Annotated in this window: 12 protein-coding genes; 10 read left to right on the plus strand and 2 right to left on the minus strand. The window is 40.3% G+C overall.

The annotated features are described in order from the left end of the window. Positions 1-1039: 1039 nt before the first annotated feature. Both IPM47_10130 and IPM47_10135 read right to left on the minus strand, forming a co-directional pair. Complete coding sequence (locus IPM47_10130) at positions 1040-1351, minus strand: hypothetical protein (GenBank protein ID QQS31244.1); 312 nt, start codon at positions 1349-1351, stop codon at positions 1040-1042. A 384-nt stretch (positions 1352-1735) separates the two neighbouring features. Next, positions 1736-5803, minus strand: coding sequence for a PKD domain-containing protein (locus tag IPM47_10135; GenBank protein QQS31245.1), 4068 nt, complete (start codon positions 5801-5803; stop codon positions 1736-1738). A gap of 442 nt (positions 5804-6245) precedes the next feature. Between IPM47_10135 and mraZ the strand changes: the two genes are divergently transcribed. The 10 genes from mraZ to IPM47_10185 all read left to right on the plus strand — a co-directional run bounded on the left by mraZ (position 6246) and on the right by IPM47_10185 (position 18165). After that, positions 6246-6710, plus strand: coding sequence for a division/cell wall cluster transcriptional repressor MraZ (mraZ, locus tag IPM47_10140; GenBank protein QQS31246.1), 465 nt, complete (start codon positions 6246-6248; stop codon positions 6708-6710). 42 nt (positions 6711-6752) lie between these two features. Beyond that, positions 6753-7664 (plus strand): 16S rRNA (cytosine(1402)-N(4))-methyltransferase RsmH, encoded by a 912-nt coding sequence (rsmH, locus tag IPM47_10145; GenBank protein ID QQS31247.1) that lies wholly within the window; start codon positions 6753-6755, stop codon positions 7662-7664. Between the two features lie 79 nt (positions 7665-7743). Beyond that, a complete protein-coding gene (locus IPM47_10150) occupies positions 7744-8040 on the plus strand; it encodes a hypothetical protein (GenBank protein QQS31438.1) in 297 nt (98 codons plus the stop codon). A 59-nt stretch (positions 8041-8099) separates the two neighbouring features. Continuing rightward, positions 8100-10205, plus strand: coding sequence for a transpeptidase family protein (locus IPM47_10155; protein QQS31248.1), 2106 nt, complete (start codon positions 8100-8102; stop codon positions 10203-10205). 22 nt (positions 10206-10227) lie between these two features. Beyond that, positions 10228-11703 (plus strand): UDP-N-acetylmuramoyl-L-alanyl-D-glutamate--2,6-diaminopimelate ligase, encoded by a 1476-nt coding sequence (locus IPM47_10160; protein ID QQS31249.1) that lies wholly within the window; start codon positions 10228-10230, stop codon positions 11701-11703. A gap of 76 nt (positions 11704-11779) precedes the next feature. Next, positions 11780-13030, plus strand: coding sequence for a phospho-N-acetylmuramoyl-pentapeptide-transferase (locus IPM47_10165; protein QQS31250.1), 1251 nt, complete (start codon positions 11780-11782; stop codon positions 13028-13030). 36 nt (positions 13031-13066) lie between these two features. Then, positions 13067-14443: a UDP-N-acetylmuramoyl-L-alanine--D-glutamate ligase gene (murD, locus tag IPM47_10170; GenBank protein QQS31251.1), complete on the plus strand. Its 1377-nt coding sequence runs from the start codon at positions 13067-13069 to the stop codon at positions 14441-14443. 33 nt (positions 14444-14476) lie between these two features. Further along, positions 14477-15610, plus strand: a complete 1134-nt coding sequence (locus IPM47_10175; GenBank protein QQS31252.1) for an FtsW/RodA/SpoVE family cell cycle protein — start codon at positions 14477-14479, stop codon at positions 15608-15610. 47 nt (positions 15611-15657) lie between these two features. After that, the gene (gene murG, locus IPM47_10180; protein QQS31253.1) at positions 15658-16764 is read left to right on the plus strand and encodes an undecaprenyldiphospho-muramoylpentapeptide beta-N-acetylglucosaminyltransferase; all 1107 of its coding nucleotides are present in this window, start codon (positions 15658-15660) and stop codon (positions 16762-16764) included. A 27-nt stretch (positions 16765-16791) separates the two neighbouring features. Further along, entirely contained in the window at positions 16792-18165 is a 1374-nt protein-coding gene (locus tag IPM47_10185; protein ID QQS31254.1) for a UDP-N-acetylmuramate--L-alanine ligase, read from the plus strand. Positions 18166-18171 lie beyond the last annotated feature (6 nt).

The following is an 18171-nucleotide window of genomic DNA, read 5'->3' on the forward strand; positions in this document are numbered from 1 at the left end:
TTATTTTATAATAACAGGCGGACAAATGTGCGCTGCAATTCGATGTGCGGCAGGTGTTTTTTGTTTAAATACCATTACGTTGTTAAAAATAACCCACCCAATTTAAAAACTTTAACCAATCATGCATGGTGCAAAATCAAATTAGAGTTGGTATTAAATGTCTGTGGATGACTTAAAGAGTTGACTTAGGCGGTTAAGAATAATTGAAAAAGTCTGCCCTCCTTTAGGTGACAAACCGAGTAGTTTGTTTTCACCACCACCTTATTACCTTAGTAACCAACTAATTACACACTCAAAAAAAACCTTATTACTTTATTGTCCGAAGTGCATACATCCCTTTTTTATGCTTTCATTTTTAAAAGGTAATAAGGTTTGTGAGTTTACTTGTTATATATTTTACTAAGGTAATAAGGTTATACCACTTCACTATCTAAAAGAACCCACCCCTAACCCGACACCCCCCTGCTCCCCTCAAGTGCTAATCTTGTAGAGGTTTTTCTCCCCGAAGATTTTTGCACAGAGAAAAATAATATACTCTGTGGTTCTCTGTGCTGCCTCTGCGAACCTCTGTGATAAATAATTGCCGAATAAAGCAATAAAGCACCGGTACTCCGAAGCATCCTCAATTCCGGCAAAAGCAGGTACACCAACCAAACCCCTGCAAGATTAACTCAAGTGGGATAGGAGGGGAATTTAAAGACCTACGTCAGTAATTGATGGATCAAAATTAAATCAGAGTTGGTATAAAAAGAAAACTCCGGACACTCAAAAACTCCCCGAACCGCTGTGGAACCAAAAACCCGGTGAACCTCATCCGTGTAATTGAATTTCTTAATCCCCCCTTTCCCCAAAAAAAAACCTAGATTCTTCAAATTTTTTTCCCAAAAAAGCTTGGATAGTTAAAAAATTTGCATTTTCAGCCATGATTATTTTAAAAATATCTCAACCCGGAATTTTTTAACCCGAAATCCTCCTTTTTTAACCCTTCGGATGCGTTTTGTAACCCCTTACCGTTGTTTTTATGCATCAAACCATCAAATCAATAGCCCCTTACACCACAAAAAAGCCCCCCTGTTCCGGCTTTGATGCTTCTTTGCCCCAAAAAAATATGATTTCTGATGCTTTGAAACCCCCGGTGGCCGTGTTGAAACCCCCGGTGGCCGTGTTGAAGCCGTCTGTCGCCGGCCACGATACCCTTCAACACGGCCACGATACCCTTCAACACGGCCACGATACCCTTCAACACGGCCACAATGACCTTCAACACGGCCACAATGACCTTCAACACGGCCACAATGACCTTCAACACGGCCACAATGACCTTCAACACGGCCACAATGACCTTCAACACGGCCACAGTGCTTTTTGCATCCTACTGAGAATATTTAGATACCAATATTGTACATAAACCTTTAAAATCCAACATTATGACCATACCAAAAAAAGAAATCAGGAAATTTGGATTATCTGATGCGGATATTCTGGAAGAAGCCCTTTCCAAAAAGGGGGCGGTATTGGTTTTTAAAGAAGTAAACCTTTAAAAAAATAACAATCCTTCTATCCTGTAGTGAAATTGTCAATTTCGGCTGAATAGGTGTAGTTTCGTAAATTTAGCCTCTTTTTAGAAAAATTTTCTTCAAAATAAGGGTCGTATAGGTGGTTTTACGGACAGTATTTCCCGTTACTTTAAACGCTTAATGACTACCTGCTCAATTCCAAAGTCCGTAGTTCGCACTTACCAGGTTTCGATTGTAACACTCACCTGTCCGGGGGTATTGTCGAGCCACTGAACTTCAATTTGAGGCGTATTCTGTCCTGACAAAATCACTCCGTTTCCGGAAGCAATCAACCAGGTATAACTGACATTAACTTCATTTAAAGGTTCGACCGAATAGCTGCCTGTTCCATTTATACAGGCTTGGGTTTGTCCTGCAATGTTTTGTTGGGTCAGGTTTGCAGTAATAATGTATTGCCCCTGTGAGCTGAGATTGTTTTGATTGCTAAACTTAAAACTGCCCTGATTGCCTTCCGTGAGACCAACGGGTATAGAGGGCGAAACTCCCCAGGTGTTTCCTTCTGCATTAAAATTGCGGCGGTATAAGTTATATTGATTCAACCCTACATTTTCTGATGAGGGGACATGGATTCCATAAAAATATACGGAGTCCGGAATGGTAAAAATTGCATTTGTTCCATAGTTGTTTAATATCCAGTAATAATGGTCTGAAGAATAACTGCTGCACGGGGGGAGCATATCGGGGACAGCATGAAGCCGGTTAAGTACAATTTCACCATTGGGATATGTTCCCGAACCAAACTTCAGTTTCCAGCCAACCTGTGGGGCATCTACTACAGCGGCAGAAGTAACGGAGGTTCTAAAACTATGCCCTCCGGCAAAAGGTCCGGTAGAAAGCACCCGTTCAGCACCGTTTATCAGGGTAGCGTGGTTAACTCTGGCTTTGTCGTATTCTATAGTACCTGTATTGTTGTTGTTAAACTGATAATACCCAACTAAGTTGGATTCAGTTTGCGGCTTTTTGGTCAAATGCATCAGTTCACGGATTTCGCCTTGGCTGAGTGTTCGGTCGTAAATACAGACTTCATCAATTAACCCTTTAAAATACCTCGAACTGCTGTTAGCATCATAGCCGATATTGATGGAAGCGTTAAATTCTTCAGGATTGATAGTTGTGGTATTTGTGGCTGCGATGCCATTGCGGTAAATTTTCATGGATGTTGGAGAAGCGACTAAAGCGATATGTGTCCAATCATTATCGGGCACTGTTAATCCGGAAGACCAGTTATACCCTCCGTCATTCCAATGATAGCGAAGTTCGTTGGAAGAACGGATGCTGATTCCGGCGGTCGTGTTACCACCTCGGCAAAAAACAATGCCACCCCAATCGTTCTGAGTGCCGTTCCTTTTTATCCAGGCAGTTATAGTAACTGTATTGCTGTTCAGATTAAGTGCGGGAATTGTGGCATACTGATTGACTCCATCCAGTTGAAGTGCATTTCCCGCAAGAGTATCTGCTTCGCAAACCGAAGGCAGTACGGTGATAAAATCGGTGAGAATTTGAGTATCTGTGTTGCCAATGGCATCTGTTACAGTAAGAGATACGTCATACACTCCGGGAGTATCATAAGAAACATTTGGATTTTCGAGATTTGAATTTGGCGGATTTCCACCTTCAAAAGTCCATTCAAAACTAACTTCCCCATAATAGGCGGAATAATCTCTGAACCCTATACTGTCCCTCATACAGGAAGTAGAAGTTTTGTCGGTAGAGATGAGGGTATGAACATAGGAAGTTTCATAAAGTTCGTGTTCCCATGCTCCGCGACTGCTGCCCATCCGGTATTTGTTTTTTGCCGGTACGGTATAAATATTTTGCCAGTAGCCCGACATGGGCAAACCAGATCCGAGATTTACCCACTCGGGCATCATGTTGTTGCGGTAATAAACTCCATTGCCGGTTAAGGCAATATATAAGCCCTCATTTGTGCCGCGTTGAAAGACCAACTGAATGGCGGATGCTGAGGGCAGGTTTCCGGTTATGTTGCTCCAGTTAACCCCCGCATTTCCGGATTTCACCACCTTGCAGGTAGTTTGAAAATTGCCGTAAAGCGCGTACAATTCATTTGGATTTGCGCCAACTTCGATATCACGGATATTGGTTTGTCCGCCGGTAACTCCCGAAGGTGGGGTAATCAGTGTCCATGTTGCTCCTCCGTTGGTTGATTTTCTGATTTTGTTGTTGCTCAGCAAGACATACATTATATCCGGATCTTTCAAGGCAATTTTAAATCGGTTGACCGTTTCTCCAAAATCGTAAAAATCGGTAGCTGTACTGAGGTTGTCTGTCGAAATCAACACTTTGTTTCCGGAAATGCCATAGGAAGTAGTCCAGATATTGGGGTGAAATTCTATCCGGTGAAAACTGATGTTTTCAACCACTCCATAACTGCTGGTTGTACCATTGTCGTTAATGTATCTTTTGTATTTGTTGTAGCCGTTGTTGTGGTAAAACCAGCGATCGTTGACGGGATTGACCGTTACATCAGAAGCATCCCCACCACCGACTTCCAGCCATCCTCCCTCGCCGTCAAATCTTCGTATTTTAGTCGGCCCATGATCGCATCCTGCCGCTACGATATCCGATTTAAAGGCACTCGAAAACCCCCAAAGATCAATGGCCGATATAAAGTTGCCGATACTGCGGGTTGTGCTCATTGCATCTTCGGAAATAGAAACCCCGCCGTCTGTGGCAATAAGAATTGTATTTCCAATGGCATGAATACAGCGCACATCCGGGTGAATATAATTTGGGCAACTTGTATAGCCGGGATTCATAGCTGTAAAATTTAACCCGCCATTGACCGATTTTTTAACCTCACCGGAACCATAGTATCCGGCATACAGGACGCTTTCGTTGTTATGGGTTATGTCAAAGGCCTCCAGTTCTGCTCCAACCCGGTATTTGTCTAACAAAGCCCCGTCGGCACTGCTGTATTTATATAAGGTATCCTGTGTAAACAAACTAAACACAAAAATTTTACTTGGGGCAACAGGTTTTACTTCAAAAAACAAGTTGGCGGGCATAGTGCGATTTAGATTTTGACTTACATTGACTAATAAACTAAATGTAGCTCCTTTGTCAATGGATTTGTAAATGCATGCTTGGTTTGAACTGTTGTAAACACCAAGTAAAACAACATTAGGGTCAGTAGGGTGAAAAGCCAGGCCCCAAAAATTGTAAGTTCTTTCATACAAACCATAGGTCGTATTTACCACATGCTGGGAAGTGAAATTGTGATTGGGACCGCCGCTGTTGTTGTCAAATACGATGTTCCAGGTTTGTCCGGCGTTTACGGAACGGTAAATTCTTCTTCCAAAACTGGCGAGAACAGTCAAAGTATCGTCAGTTGCAAGCGTAACAAAATAGGGGCGCTTGGTGGCATCTACAGTGCGGTTTATAGTTGGGCACAACGTCCAGTTCATTCCATAGTTGGTAGATTTAAGCACCCCGGTTTCTGTTGCAGCATAAATCAATGCCGGATTTACCATGCTTGCTTCAATTTTTCCATAATAATAATCCCGGTTTGCGTAAGTATTGGTGCCATTAGGGAATTGAGAGTCTGTTAAAGTCCAGCTTTCTCCTTTGTCCTGCGACACCCAAAGGCCGCCATAAGAAAGTCCGGCAAACAAATTATCTGTATTGGATGGGTTAATATAAACGCGGTCGCAAAACCCACCCATCATATAAGAAGAAGGATTTGGTGCGGCCAAACATCTGGTAGGTTCGGCATGATAAGGGCCAATCATTCGCCAGGATCCTGAACAATCATTCCATGCCGGCTGGGTTGAACAATCATCTCTGTATTGACCGCCGGATAAATCCGATGAATTTTGAAGAATAAAACTGCGGATATCATCTTCGTCCCAAACCGGATGAGGCAGAGGTTGCCCGTTGATATCCATTTGTAGTTTTTGGGTGTTAATCCACAACTGGCAAAGCTTTCTGAGCTTACTTCGTTCGTTGGGATGTTTGACAAAATACGCCTGATATAAACTTTCGACTTTCAGAACATTTGCGTTGGGTTCCAACATGGCCAAGTACCAATCTGCCTGACTATGATCGGCCTTGCTGCGTTCTCTGGCAGGGTCGGTTTCACAAGCTGTTCCGGTTGGGGTAATGCTTAGATTTTGGGCAATAGATATGCAGGTAGGCAGATTACTGCCAATCAATAAAAAAAGGAAACAATTAAACGTATAAATTAAATGCGTTAAATTTTTAATCATAAGATAGAGAGGGTTTGCACAAACATAATTGAGATTGCAAAATACTGACATTCACAACGATTTCCAAACATAATCAGGTTAAGCGTACCCCTATGAATGGTAACAAACAGAATCGGTAAAAAACATTTGCTTAGATGAGAAACTAAAAAAGTTGCAACTAACCATTCTTTCATTCTCGGGTACTCACTCAATGCTGAATTTTAATTTCTGCATTTCTGCTTTACAAATCTTTGATTTTTTCCCTTTCATAATGGTTAAATCTTAAAACCAAAACTAATAACATCGTGGTTTTCCGATGGTAAAAAGGGAAGAAATGGGGCTTTTTTAATGAAAATAAAGAAGGTTCAAAAAAAAATTATCATTTTGTGGTAAAAAGTGGAGGAAAGTGGAGGAAAGTGGTAACTTTACCCAAAAATTTACATTTACCTGACAAAATGGGAAAATGAGCGGGTTTTTAGGCGAAATAGATTGCAAAATTGACCTGAAAGGCAGATTAGTAATGCCTGTTCGGTTTACCAAACAAATGCCGGCTGAGAATAACACCGGGTTTGTGGTCAACCGCGGGATAGAAAAATGCCTGACCCTTTACACATTTCCTGAATGGGAGCGGGTAACGAAAGAATTAGAAGATTTGAATTTTTACAACACAGAGCAAATACGCTTTGTGCGACAGTTTTTTAGGGGAGCAAACGAGGTGATGTTAGATTCAAATAACAGACTGTTATTGCCCAAACGACTATTGGATTATGCAGAGATTGAATCGGATGTCATTTTGTTGGGGTATTTTAACCGTATAGAGATTTGGTCAAGTAAAATATATGATGAAGTCATGGATGTGGATCCCGTCAAATTTGCAAGTTTAGCAAATACCATTATGGGCGAGGACAGAGTAAAGAAGACCAACTAAAAAATTTTTGAATGGAGTTCCCATTAAACTACAAATTAGCCAATGACAGAAAACCACCTATATCACCAACCGGTATTGCTACAGGAAGCTGTTGAAGCGCTGCAAATTGCAGCGGACGGCATTTATGTAGATGTTACTTTTGGTGGAGGGGGTCATTCAAAGGCTATTTTAGAGCAATTAGGGAATTTCGGAAGGTTAATTGCATTCGATCAGGATCAGGATGCTCTCCAAAACACATTCACTGATTCCAGATTTACCTTCGTACCTCATAACTTCAAACACCTGAAACGCTTTTTGCGCCTGTACAATATCAATCAGGTGGATGGAATTTTAGCCGACCTTGGTGTTTCCTGGCATCAGTTTAATACTCCCAATCGCGGATTTTCCATAAGATTTGGATCTGAAGCGTTAGATATGCGCATGAGTGCTGATAATGAATTGAGTGCTTATGAGGTGCTTAATAAATACCCGGCCGAAAATCTTGCGCAGATTTTTAAGGATTTTGGAGATATCCCCAATGCCCGGAAATTAGCCAATGCCATTGTACAAGAGCGAAAAAAACGACCGGTTGATACTATTCAACAGCTATTGGTATTGGCCGAACCTTTGTGCATCGGAAAACCCCAGCAATATTTAGCTCGGGTATTTCAGGCTGTCAGAATGGAAGTAAACAAAGAAGTGGCCGCTCTTCAGGCATTATTGGAACAAAGCGTAGAGGCACTTCGCACGGGTGGTTTGCTTGTAGTCATTTCTTATCATTCAGTGGAAGACCGGATGGTTAAAAATTTCATCAAAACTGGAAGTATTGATGGCATCGTACAAAGAGACCTTTATGGCAATAGTAATATCCCGTTGGTTGGAGTTAACAAAAAAATAATTACCCCAACAGAAAACGAAATCAGGCAAAATCCAAAAGCAAGCAGTGCTAAAATGCGGGTTGCCCGGAAAAAATAAGCATGGTTCAAACTTAATTACAATCGCAAAGCAAATGGCAACAAATTTCATACAGCGCTTTTTATACCGTTTAAAATCAATGATTTTAAGCGGTCAGGAATATGATGAGCGCAGCTTAATCGCCAACAATTTGCGCTATATTTTTTTCCTTGCTTTTATTGCAGTTATCTATATCGCCAATGCGAGATATGCCGAACGAAGCATGAGACAATTAAACACTATTCAAAGTGAACTAAAAGAACTGAGATGGCAATACATGACCTCAAAGTCAAAACTGATGATCAGGAGCAAACAAAGTGAAGTTGCAAAAATGGTAAAGCCTCTCGGATTGGAAGAACTCAACGAGCCCCCGAAAAAAATTATAGTCAAGGATTAAAAATTACCAAAAACATTTCTTAGAAACGATTTTCCGAATATTCATTAACATCTCCCCAAATGAGCATCAAACGCGATATAAGTTGGCGCATCAATTTGTTCTTCCTGCTTTTATGTGGGATGGGGGTCATGATTATGGCGTTTGCCCTAAAAATTCAGGTAATAGAAGGAGACTATTGGCGAAAACAGGGCATCAATACGACGAGAGTTGACACTATAGAAGGCGAAAGGGGAAATATCTATTCCGAAGACGGAAGATTGCTCGCAACTTCATTGCCGGTATTCGACATTCGTATGGATATGCGCATTTTAGATGATAGTTTGGTGAAACAAATGGATACTTTGGCTACCTGTTTATCGGCGTACTTTAAAGACCGAAGTAAAGAAGATTACCTTGAAAAATTAGTCAATGGCAGAACCCCTCCTCAAAATGCCTATTTGTTGATAAAATCCAATGTTGATTACGATGATTTACCGGTCATCCGCAACTTCCCGATTTTTAAACTCGGAAGATTTAAAGGCGGGTTAATCATTGAAAGCCGCACAAAAAGAGAACAACCTTTTGGAATGTTGGCCCGAAGAACGATAGGTTATTTCAGGGAAAACGCGCAACAAGTTGGAATTGAAGCCACTCAGGATGCTTTTTTACGAGGAACCCAAGTGCCTCGTTCTATGTATCGTTCCATGGCAAATACATGGGTGCCTATCTACGAACAATTTGGAGAAGAGCCTCAGAATGGGAAAGATGTTTATACCACTATAGACATTAACCTTCAGGATATTTTAGACAGCTCGCTAAGAAACGCATTGCAAAAGTACCGCGCAGACCATGGATGTGCTATTGTGATGGAGGTGAAAACCGGTAAAATAAAAGCTATTTCCAATCTTGTGTTAAATTCTGATGGCTCCTATATCGAAGACTTTAACTACGCAATCGGAGAAAAAGGCGATCCGGGTTCAACCTTTAAAATCGCTGCTTTGGCAACCCTACTCGATGCCGGGTTTATTACTGATACCACCACCATTGATATTGAGGGCGGAAGGAAAAAATATCACAATAAATGGATGGAGGATGTGGCTAAACATCCGGTTGATTCTATTTCAGTAGCAAGAGCAATTGAAATTTCTTCAAATGTGGGCATTTCAAAACTAATTGACCAATATTACCGCAAAGCCCCGGGTGAATTTATTGATGCTTTAGAGCGAATGGGTCTGACAAAACCGGTCGGAATTGATATACAGGGTGAACCTTTTCCGGTTGTAAAAAGACCAACTGATAAAGATTGGAGCGGAATTACCCTTACTCAAATGTCTATCGGATATGAAATAGAATTCACGCCCTTGCAATTGCTTACCTTTTTTAATGCAATAGCCAATGACGGAATGATGATGCAGCCTTATTTAGTAAACAGCATCAAAGATATGAGCACTGAGATCAAACAGTTTAAACCCACCATTTTGAAAAGGCAAATCTGTAAAAAATCTACTGCTCAGAAAATACGGGAAATAATGAAAGGTGTTGTTGAACGAGGCACTGCTAAAAGCATTTATAATCCCAATTTTTCGATGGCCTGTAAGACAGGTACAGCTCGAATTGCCAAAGAAGATCAGGGTTATAAACCGGTATATCAGGCTTCTATCGCAGGTTTTTTTCCGGCCGAGAAACCGGAGTATTCCTGTATTGTTGTCATAAAATCGCCTACTTCCGGTGAATATTACGGTGGGCAGGTGGCAGCTCCGGTTTTCAGGGATGTGGTTGAAAAATACTACTCTCTGAAAATGACCTCTCAAGTAGCCATCAACCAATCCGACAACAGTCAGGAGGAAAAAATACTTCCTCCTATGATTAAAAGTGGCTACAAATCTGATTTGAAAGCCATCTATGACTTTTTCGGAATTAAACATCAGACACTGCCTTCTAAAGCTGAAATAACCGATTGGGCAATTCCCGACCGGAAAGAAAAGAAAATCGCACTAAAAAATATGACCGTCATAGACAATCTGGTACCCAATGTTATGGGAATGGGGCTTCGTGATGCTGTTTATCTGCTCGAATCGCAAGGTCTAAAGGTCAAGTTTTCGGGGTATGGTCAGGTAGTCGGTCAAAATCCAAGCTATGGAGCACGATTTAAAAAAGGAGATGTAGTTGCAATTGATTTGAATTAACAAACATAAAACAAAGATAAAATTGCCGGTATTAAGCAACATATTATATAAGGTAGCGCTCAAAGAAGTGCTGGGCAGCACGAATCTTGAAGTTGAACATCTTTGTTTAGACTCAAGGCTTGTTCAACCCAATACTTTGTTCGCAGCTATCAGTGGCACTCTTTCAGATGGGCATGCTTTTATAGGCGATGCTATTCTTAAAGGTGCAATTGTTATCCTTTGCGAAAAAATGCCGGAAGCTATTCAAACCAATATCACTTATATCAGAGTAGATAATGTTGCCGAAGCCTTAGGAATTATAGCAGACAATTTTTACGACAATCCTTCCTCAAAATTGAAGGTGGTTGGAGTTACAGGTACTAATGGCAAAACCACTACCACCACATTATTGTATCAACTGTTTTTGAAACTTGGTTTTAAAACCGGATTGATTTCGACCATTCAATATTTCATCAATCACCGCGTGTATGATTCAACACATACAACCCCTGATTCCATTCAACTGAACCGATTATTGAATGAAATGGTCAATGAAGGATGTACTTATTGCTTTATGGAGGTAAGTTCACATGCAATGGTGCAATTCAGAGTTAATGGGATACACTTTGCCGGAGGTATTTTTACCAATATCACCCACGATCATCTTGATTTTCATCTGACTTACGACAACTATATAAAAGCTAAAAAGTCTTTTTTTGATATGCTGCCTTCTCAGGCTTTTGCTTTAGTCAATGCAGATGACAAAAACGGTAAGGTCATGCTGCAAAACACAGGAGCCCGGAAATTTACTTATGCCCTCAAATCACCGGCTGATTTTAAAGCAAAAATTCTCGAAAATTCCTTTGACGGATTAGTCCTTTTGATGGACGGTCAAGAACTGCATACCCATCTCATTGGAGAGTTTAATACCTACAATTTAACTGCTGCTTATGCAGCCGCAATGCTCCTGATTGATGAAAAAATCAATATACTGACCCATTTAAGTGCTTTAAAAGCTGCAGAAGGGCGGTTTGACAATGTGAGTAATCAGGAACGAACCATTATAGGCATTGTTGATTATGCCCATACCCCTGATGCGCTTGAAAAGGTATTGCAAACCATCAATCATATCAGAACCAAAAACGAACAACTCATCACTGTAGTGGGATGTGGTGGAAACAGAGATAAAGCCAAACGTCCGGTCATGGCAAAGTTGGCCTGTGAATTAAGTGATAGGGTCATTCTGACTTCTGACAATCCGAGATATGAGGATGCAGAAGCTATTATTAATGACATGAAAGCCGGAGTTAGCCCTCAATATTCCGGTAAAGCCATCTCCATCACCAATCGCCGGGAAGCTATTAAAACCGCTTGTATGCTGGCTAAAAAAGGGGATATCATACTCGTTGCAGGCAAGGGGCATGAAAAATATCAGGAAATCAATGGCATCCGGCAACACTTTGACGATAAGGAAGAATTACAGACCGCTTTAAATCAAATTTCGGGTTTAAAAACATAAATATGTAAATAAGAAGAAGCAGGCAGTTCAAGAAGACTGGAAAATGCTGAAAATTGTTAATTATTAATTTTTTATTGTGCTCTATTATTTTTTTGATTATTTGGCAAAATACAATGTTTCCGGTGCAGGAATGTTTAAATACATTTCGTTTCGGGCAGGGTTAGCCATAATTATTTCATTGGTCATCACCATTGTTTTTGGAGGACGCTTGATTGCCAAGCTGCATAAAATGCAGGTTAGCGACGATATCCGACAATTGGGGCTGGCCGGTGAAGAAAAAAAGAAAGGCACACCAACGATGGGCGGTTTAATTATTTTGTTTGCCATTCTTCTGCCAACCTTATTGCTTGCTAAAGTGCTGAACATCTATATCATATTGATGCTTCTTACCACGATTTGGATGGGTACAATCGGGTTTATTGACGATTATATCAAAGTCTTTAAACGCGACAAAGGAGGAATGCGGGCCAGAACCAAACTAATAGGGCAAGTGGGATTAGGACTGATTGTGGGCAGTATCATGTATTTCCATCCAAATATTGTGATTCGTGAAGACATTTCCAATACCCCTCAAAAAACCTTTTACAAAGAAGAATATCGGTTTACCACAAAAGTTGATGGAGTTAAAAAAGTGTTGGTGGACTATAAAGCAGCGGTAACCAACGTGCCATTTCTGAAAAACTATAAGTTTGATTATGGTAAACTGCTTGCTTTTTTAGGGGATAACTACCATAAATGGGCATTTTTAATTTATATCCCGGCAGTCATATTTATTGTAACTGCTGTTTCAAATGCTGCAAATCTTACAGATGGTATTGACGGATTAGCCACAGGAACATCAGCGATAGCAGGTACATGTTTAGGAATATTGGCCTATTTGTCAGGCAATGCCATAACAGCTACTTATCTGAACATTATGCACTTACCCGATACCGGAGAACTGGTCATTTTTTCCGCTGCATTTATCGGTGCTTGCATCGGTTTTTTGTGGTATAATGCTTTTCCGGCTCAAGTATTTATGGGAGATACAGGCAGCCTGACACTCGGTGGCATCATCGCAACTTTGGCTGTTGCTGTTCGCAAGGAATTGTTGATACCTATTCTTTGCGGTATTTTTGTCATCGAAAATGCATCTGTGCTGATGCAGGTGGCATACTTCAAATATACGAAAAGAAAGTATGGAACCGGGCAAAGGATATTTCTGATGTCGCCCTTACACCATCATTATCAGAAAAAAGGAATACATGAAGCAACAGTTGTAACGAGGTTTTGGATTGTCGGCATTCTACTGGCCGTTTTGACATTTATTACTCTGAAAATCAGATAAGATTAAATCAACGAATTAAGCAATTAAAATTTAGCATTGAAAAACAAATTGGTCATATTGGGTGGAGCAGAAAGCGGAATCGGTGCGGCAATATTAGGCAAACGCAACGGGTTGGATGTTTTTGTATCCGATATGGGCAAAATTTCTCCTGAAAATAAAGTCCGTTTGGATGCGGAACATATCTTATACGAAGAAAACGGTCATAGCTTGCCTTTGATTTTAGAAGCTTTTGAAGTCGTAAAGAGTCCGGGAGTACCCGAAAAAGCTCAGGTAATTCAGAGAATCAGATCTGCCGGTATTCCGGTCATATCTGAAATTGAATTTGCTGCTCGATATACCAATGCAAGCATAATTGCAATAACAGGAAGCAATGGAAAAACCACAACCACTTCATTGACCTATCATTTGCTGAAAACAGCAGGATATAAAGTAGCTGTTGCAGGAAATATAGGCAACAGTTTTGCCATGGAACTGGCTTCCGGAATTCAATATGACTTTTATGTTTTGGAAATCAGCAGTTTTCAGTTAGACGATATAGTTTTGTTTAAACCGCATATAGCGGTCATTACCAATATAACACCCGACCATTTAGACCGGTATAACTACTCTGTTGATTTATATTCAAAAGCGAAGCTTCGCATCACGCTCAACCAACATGCGGAAGATCATTTGATTTATAGTGCCGATAGCCCTGAATTGACGAAACAGTTGATGAGTCATCAGGTAAAAGCACAACCACATCCTTTTTCATTACAAACTGAGCCTGAAAATGGAATATTTGTAAAGGACAATTCAATAGTGCTTCCAAACAAATCTCGGATTAGTCTGGATTTCCTGACACTGAAAGGAAAACACAATTTATATAACACGATGGTGGCAGTTGCTATCGGCCATTTTGCAGGCATTGAAAACCAGGCTATTGAATCCGGATTGCTTTCTTTCGAACCTTTGGAACACAGGTTAGAGCCTGTTGCCATAGTGAATGGAGTTGAGTTTATCAACGATTCAAAAGCCACTAATATTGATTCTGCCTGGTTTGCTTTAGATGCGATGAATCAACCGGTCATTTGGATAGCAGGCGGCACAGATAAAGGAAATGACTATTCTGTTTTGGAAGAATTTGTCAAAACAAAGGTGAAAGCCATCGTTTGCTTAGGCGTGGATAATTCTAAAATTCACCAAGCTTTCGGGCACTTGTTGAAAAATATAATAGATACAAAAGGTGCTGATGAAGCGGTACAAAAAGCTTTTCATTTGGCTGAAGCCGGCGATGTGGTATTGCTTTCACCGGCTTGTGCCAGTTTCGATTTGTTTCAAAACTATATGGACAGAGGAAGGCAGTTTAAAGAATCAGTACGTCAGTTGGAAATAGCTGAAAATCTGAAGTTAAAAGAAAAGAATGTAAATTCTTGAGTATAAAAATCAAGTTTTTGAAAAGTAAAAAGTATGCAGGCAATATTTAATCATCTTCAGGGCGACCGCAAAATATGGTTTATCGTGATACTGCTATCACTGTTTTCTATATTAGGGGTCTATAGTGCAACAGGAGCGCTTGCATACAGGCAATTGGGTGGCAACACAGAATATTACCTGTTAAAACAGATGTTTATAGTTGGCTTTGGTTTCGTTTTGATGTATTTATCCCATAAAGTAAATCATTTGTACTATTCCAGGGTGGCTCAGGTTATGCTTTACCTTTCTGTTCCTTTGTTGGCTTTAACCCTGATTTTTGGTTCTGAAATTAACGAAGCCAGAAGGTGGTTGACTGTTCCGGTTTTGAACTTATCGTTTCAAACTTCTGATTTTGCCAAATTAGCGCTCATCATGTACACTTCCCGGATGTTATCGCGCAAACAGCATATCATCAAAGACTTTGATCGTTCCTTTATACCAATTGTATTGCCGATGATTACCGTTTGTATGCTGATTGTGCCGGCAAATTTATCAACTGCAACTTTATTATTTACGACCTGCATTGTTCTGATGTTTATCGGACGCGTACATTTCAGACATATATCCTTAACTGTTTGGTTCGGATTAAGTGCTTTTGCTTTGTATTTTGCGATTGCAGCATATACCGGAAAAGGTAGAGTTCAGACTTGGGTTAAAAGGATTGAAACTCACACCAACAAAGAAATTGAGGAACCTTATCAGGTACAACAGGCTAAAATTGCAATTGCCAATGGCGGTTTTTTAAGACTTGCTCCCGGAAAAAGTGTACAAAGAAACTTTCTGCCGCATCCTTATTCAGACTTTATCTATGCCATTATCATTGAGGAATACGGTTTGATTACCGGCTTTTTAATCATGGTTTTATACATATTACTATTATACCGGTGTATTCGCATTTTTGCCCGTGCACCCGACCCGTTTGGTGCATTGCTGGCTGTCGGATTAGGAGCAGTCCTTGTCATTCAAGCCTTGATGAATATGGCTGTAACGGTAAATTTTTTACCGGTAACGGGATTAACTCTACCCTTGATCAGTATGGGAGGAACGTCCGTCTTGTTCAGCAGTATTGCAATTGGAATAATTCTAAGTGTAAGCCGAACGGTTGAAAACACAGAAACTGCAACATAAACAACACACAATAATCTAAACTATTTTCCAAAACTTCAAACAGTAAAATGTCTATTCAAACTCCAAAAATAATAATTAGCGGCGGCGGAACCGGGGGACATATTTTTCCGGCGATTGCGATTGCTAATGCTATCAAAGAGATAGAACCTGCGGCAGAAATACTGTTTGTTGGAGCAAAAGGACGCATGGAAATGGATTTAATCCCGAAAGCAGGCTATCCGATTGAAGCACTTTGGATCAGCGGATTGCAAAGAAAGCTGAGCGTAGAGAATTTGCTGTTTCCTTTAAAAGTTTTGAACAGTTTATGGCGGTCTTTCCGAATAATTAACAGATTTAAACCTGATGTAGCTGTTGGAGTAGGAGGATATGCAAGCTGGGCGGTTTTACAAATTGCATCATGGTTTGGTTTGCCAACGCTAATTCAAGAGCAAAATTCTTACCCCGGTATCGCCAATCGCCTTTTAGCAAAAAGTGTTACCAAAATTTGTGTGGTGTACGATAATTTGAGCCAATATTTTAACCCTCAAAAAATTGTATTGACCGGAAACCCCGTCAGAGATAATATTGCCAACCTAAAGGGCAGTAAAAGCGAGGCGTTGAAATACTTTGGTCTTGACGAGCAAAAATCAACCATTTTGATTACCGGAGGAAGTTTAGGTGCGAGAGGTATCAATGAGGGGGTGTTGGCCTGTTTACCTGATTTAATAAAAGACAATAACATACAGTTGCTATGGCAGGCAGGTAAGTTTTATATAGATGAAATCAAAGAAAAGACTCGTCAATTTGGACAAAACTTAATCACTTTGGCATTTATTGACCGGATGGACTTGGCTTATATAGCCGCTGATGCTATTTTGTCGAGAGCAGGAGGAACTGTTTCAGAACTTTGTTTGGTAGGTAAACCGGTAGTTTTAATGCCTTCGCCAAATGTAACAGAAGACCACCAAACTGCCAATGCCATGAATTTGGTTCAAAAAAATGCTGCTATAATGGTAAAAGACAGCGAAGCGAGCACTAAACTTTTACCTGCACTCAAAACCGTTTTATTTGACATAGAAATACAAGAAAATCTGAGTACGAACATCAGGAAACTGGCAAAACCCGATGCTGCAGGTCATATAGCCCGCGAAATACTGAGTTTGGTCAAATCATAATTTTAGAAGCCTTTACTTCATTTTTATATGTTTCAGTTGAACAACATAAAAAGTATCTGTTTTATCGGGATTGGCGGCATAGGAATGAGTGCCCTGGCCCGCTATTTTTTAAACCGAAAAGTTGAAGTTTTTGGCTATGATCGAACTTCTACTTCTCTGACAAAAACGCTCGAGGAAGAAGGTGCTGAAATTTTATATAGTGATGAAGTAAATTTTTTGCCGGAACAGGTAGATTTGGTTGTTTATACACCGGCTATTCCTGACACTAATCAATGGTTAAAATTTTATCGTCAAAAAAACTATATGGTGCTTAAACGCTCCGAAGTTTTGCAGGTGATTACGGAACAGTCATTTACAATCGCTGTCGCCGGCTCGCATGGAAAAACAACGGTAACCAGTATGATTGCCCATGTCTTGCATCAATCCGGTTATGGTTGTACTGCATTTGTTGGCGGAATTATGACCAACTACAACAGCAATTTCATTGCGGGAAACAACAATGTTGTAGTCATTGAAGCCGATGAATTTGATCGTTCATTCCATCGCCTTAGTCCTGATATTGCCGTCATCACTGCGGTTGACAGTGATCACCTGGAGGTTTATGGCAATCAGAAAGGAGTAGAAGAGGCATTTTTAACCTTTGCCCGTAAGATAAAACCGGGCGGCACTTTAGTATTAAAACTTTCCTCACCTATTGCACCGATTTTAGAAGGAATTGGGGATGTGTTGACTTATCATTTGTTTTATCCGATTGCTGATGCATATACTTATTCCTTAAATCGGACTAAACGGGGATTTGAATACGCGGTTGCCTGTGAAAGTGCTCGGTTGGGCAATTTTGAACTTAACATTCAGGGTCAGTATAATGTCGAAAACAGCATTGCTGCCATCAGTGTGGCATATATGCTTCAAATTGAACCTCAACATATTGCCGCTTCTTTGGCAACTTTTACAGGAATTAAGCGCAGGTTTGAATACATCATACAAACAGATAATTTGGTGATGATTGACGATTATGCACATCACCCCAACGAAATTTCTGCACTCCTGGAGTCTGTTCATCAACTTTATGCAGACCGCAAGGTAACGGTTGTTTTTCAACCTCACCTGTTTACCCGAACCAGAGATTTGGCACACGAATTTGCCATTAGTTTCAGATATGCCGATGAGGTTATTTTGCTTGACATTTATCCCGCAAGAGAAGAGCCTATTGAAGGCGTGACTTCTGAAATAATTTTTGAAAAGATACCAAACCAAAACAAATATCTCTATGAATATAATACCCTTTTAGAACGATTGCAACATCATCCGATTGATGTTTTGGTTACAATCGGAGCAGGAAATATTGATGCATTGGTACCTAAAATCAAAGAAATACTCATCAAACAAATGCAAGACTAAAAATTA

It is taken from the genome of Sphingobacteriales bacterium (assembly GCA_016700115.1).
GTDB lineage: Bacteria > Bacteroidota > Bacteroidia > Chitinophagales > UBA2359 > UBA2359.

Excerpts from the sequence above, each read along its gene's own strand:
- IPM47_10135 (QQS31245.1), bottom strand. The coding sequence starts at position 5,803 with ATGATTAAAAATTTAACGCATTTAATTTATACGTTTAATTGTTTCCTT.
- mraZ (QQS31246.1), top strand. The coding sequence starts at position 6,246 with ATGAGCGGGTTTTTAGGCGAAATAGATTGCAAAATTGACCTGAAAGGC.
- rsmH (QQS31247.1), top strand. The coding sequence starts at position 6,753 with ATGACAGAAAACCACCTATATCACCAACCGGTATTGCTACAGGAAGCT.
- IPM47_10150 (QQS31438.1), top strand. The coding sequence starts at position 7,744 with ATGATTTTAAGCGGTCAGGAATATGATGAGCGCAGCTTAATCGCCAAC.
- IPM47_10155 (QQS31248.1), top strand. The coding sequence starts at position 8,100 with ATGAGCATCAAACGCGATATAAGTTGGCGCATCAATTTGTTCTTCCTG.
- IPM47_10175 (QQS31252.1), top strand. The coding sequence starts at position 14,477 with ATGCAGGCAATATTTAATCATCTTCAGGGCGACCGCAAAATATGGTTT.
- murG (QQS31253.1), top strand. The coding sequence starts at position 15,658 with ATGTCTATTCAAACTCCAAAAATAATAATTAGCGGCGGCGGAACCGGG.
- IPM47_10185 (QQS31254.1), top strand. The coding sequence starts at position 16,792 with ATGTTTCAGTTGAACAACATAAAAAGTATCTGTTTTATCGGGATTGGC.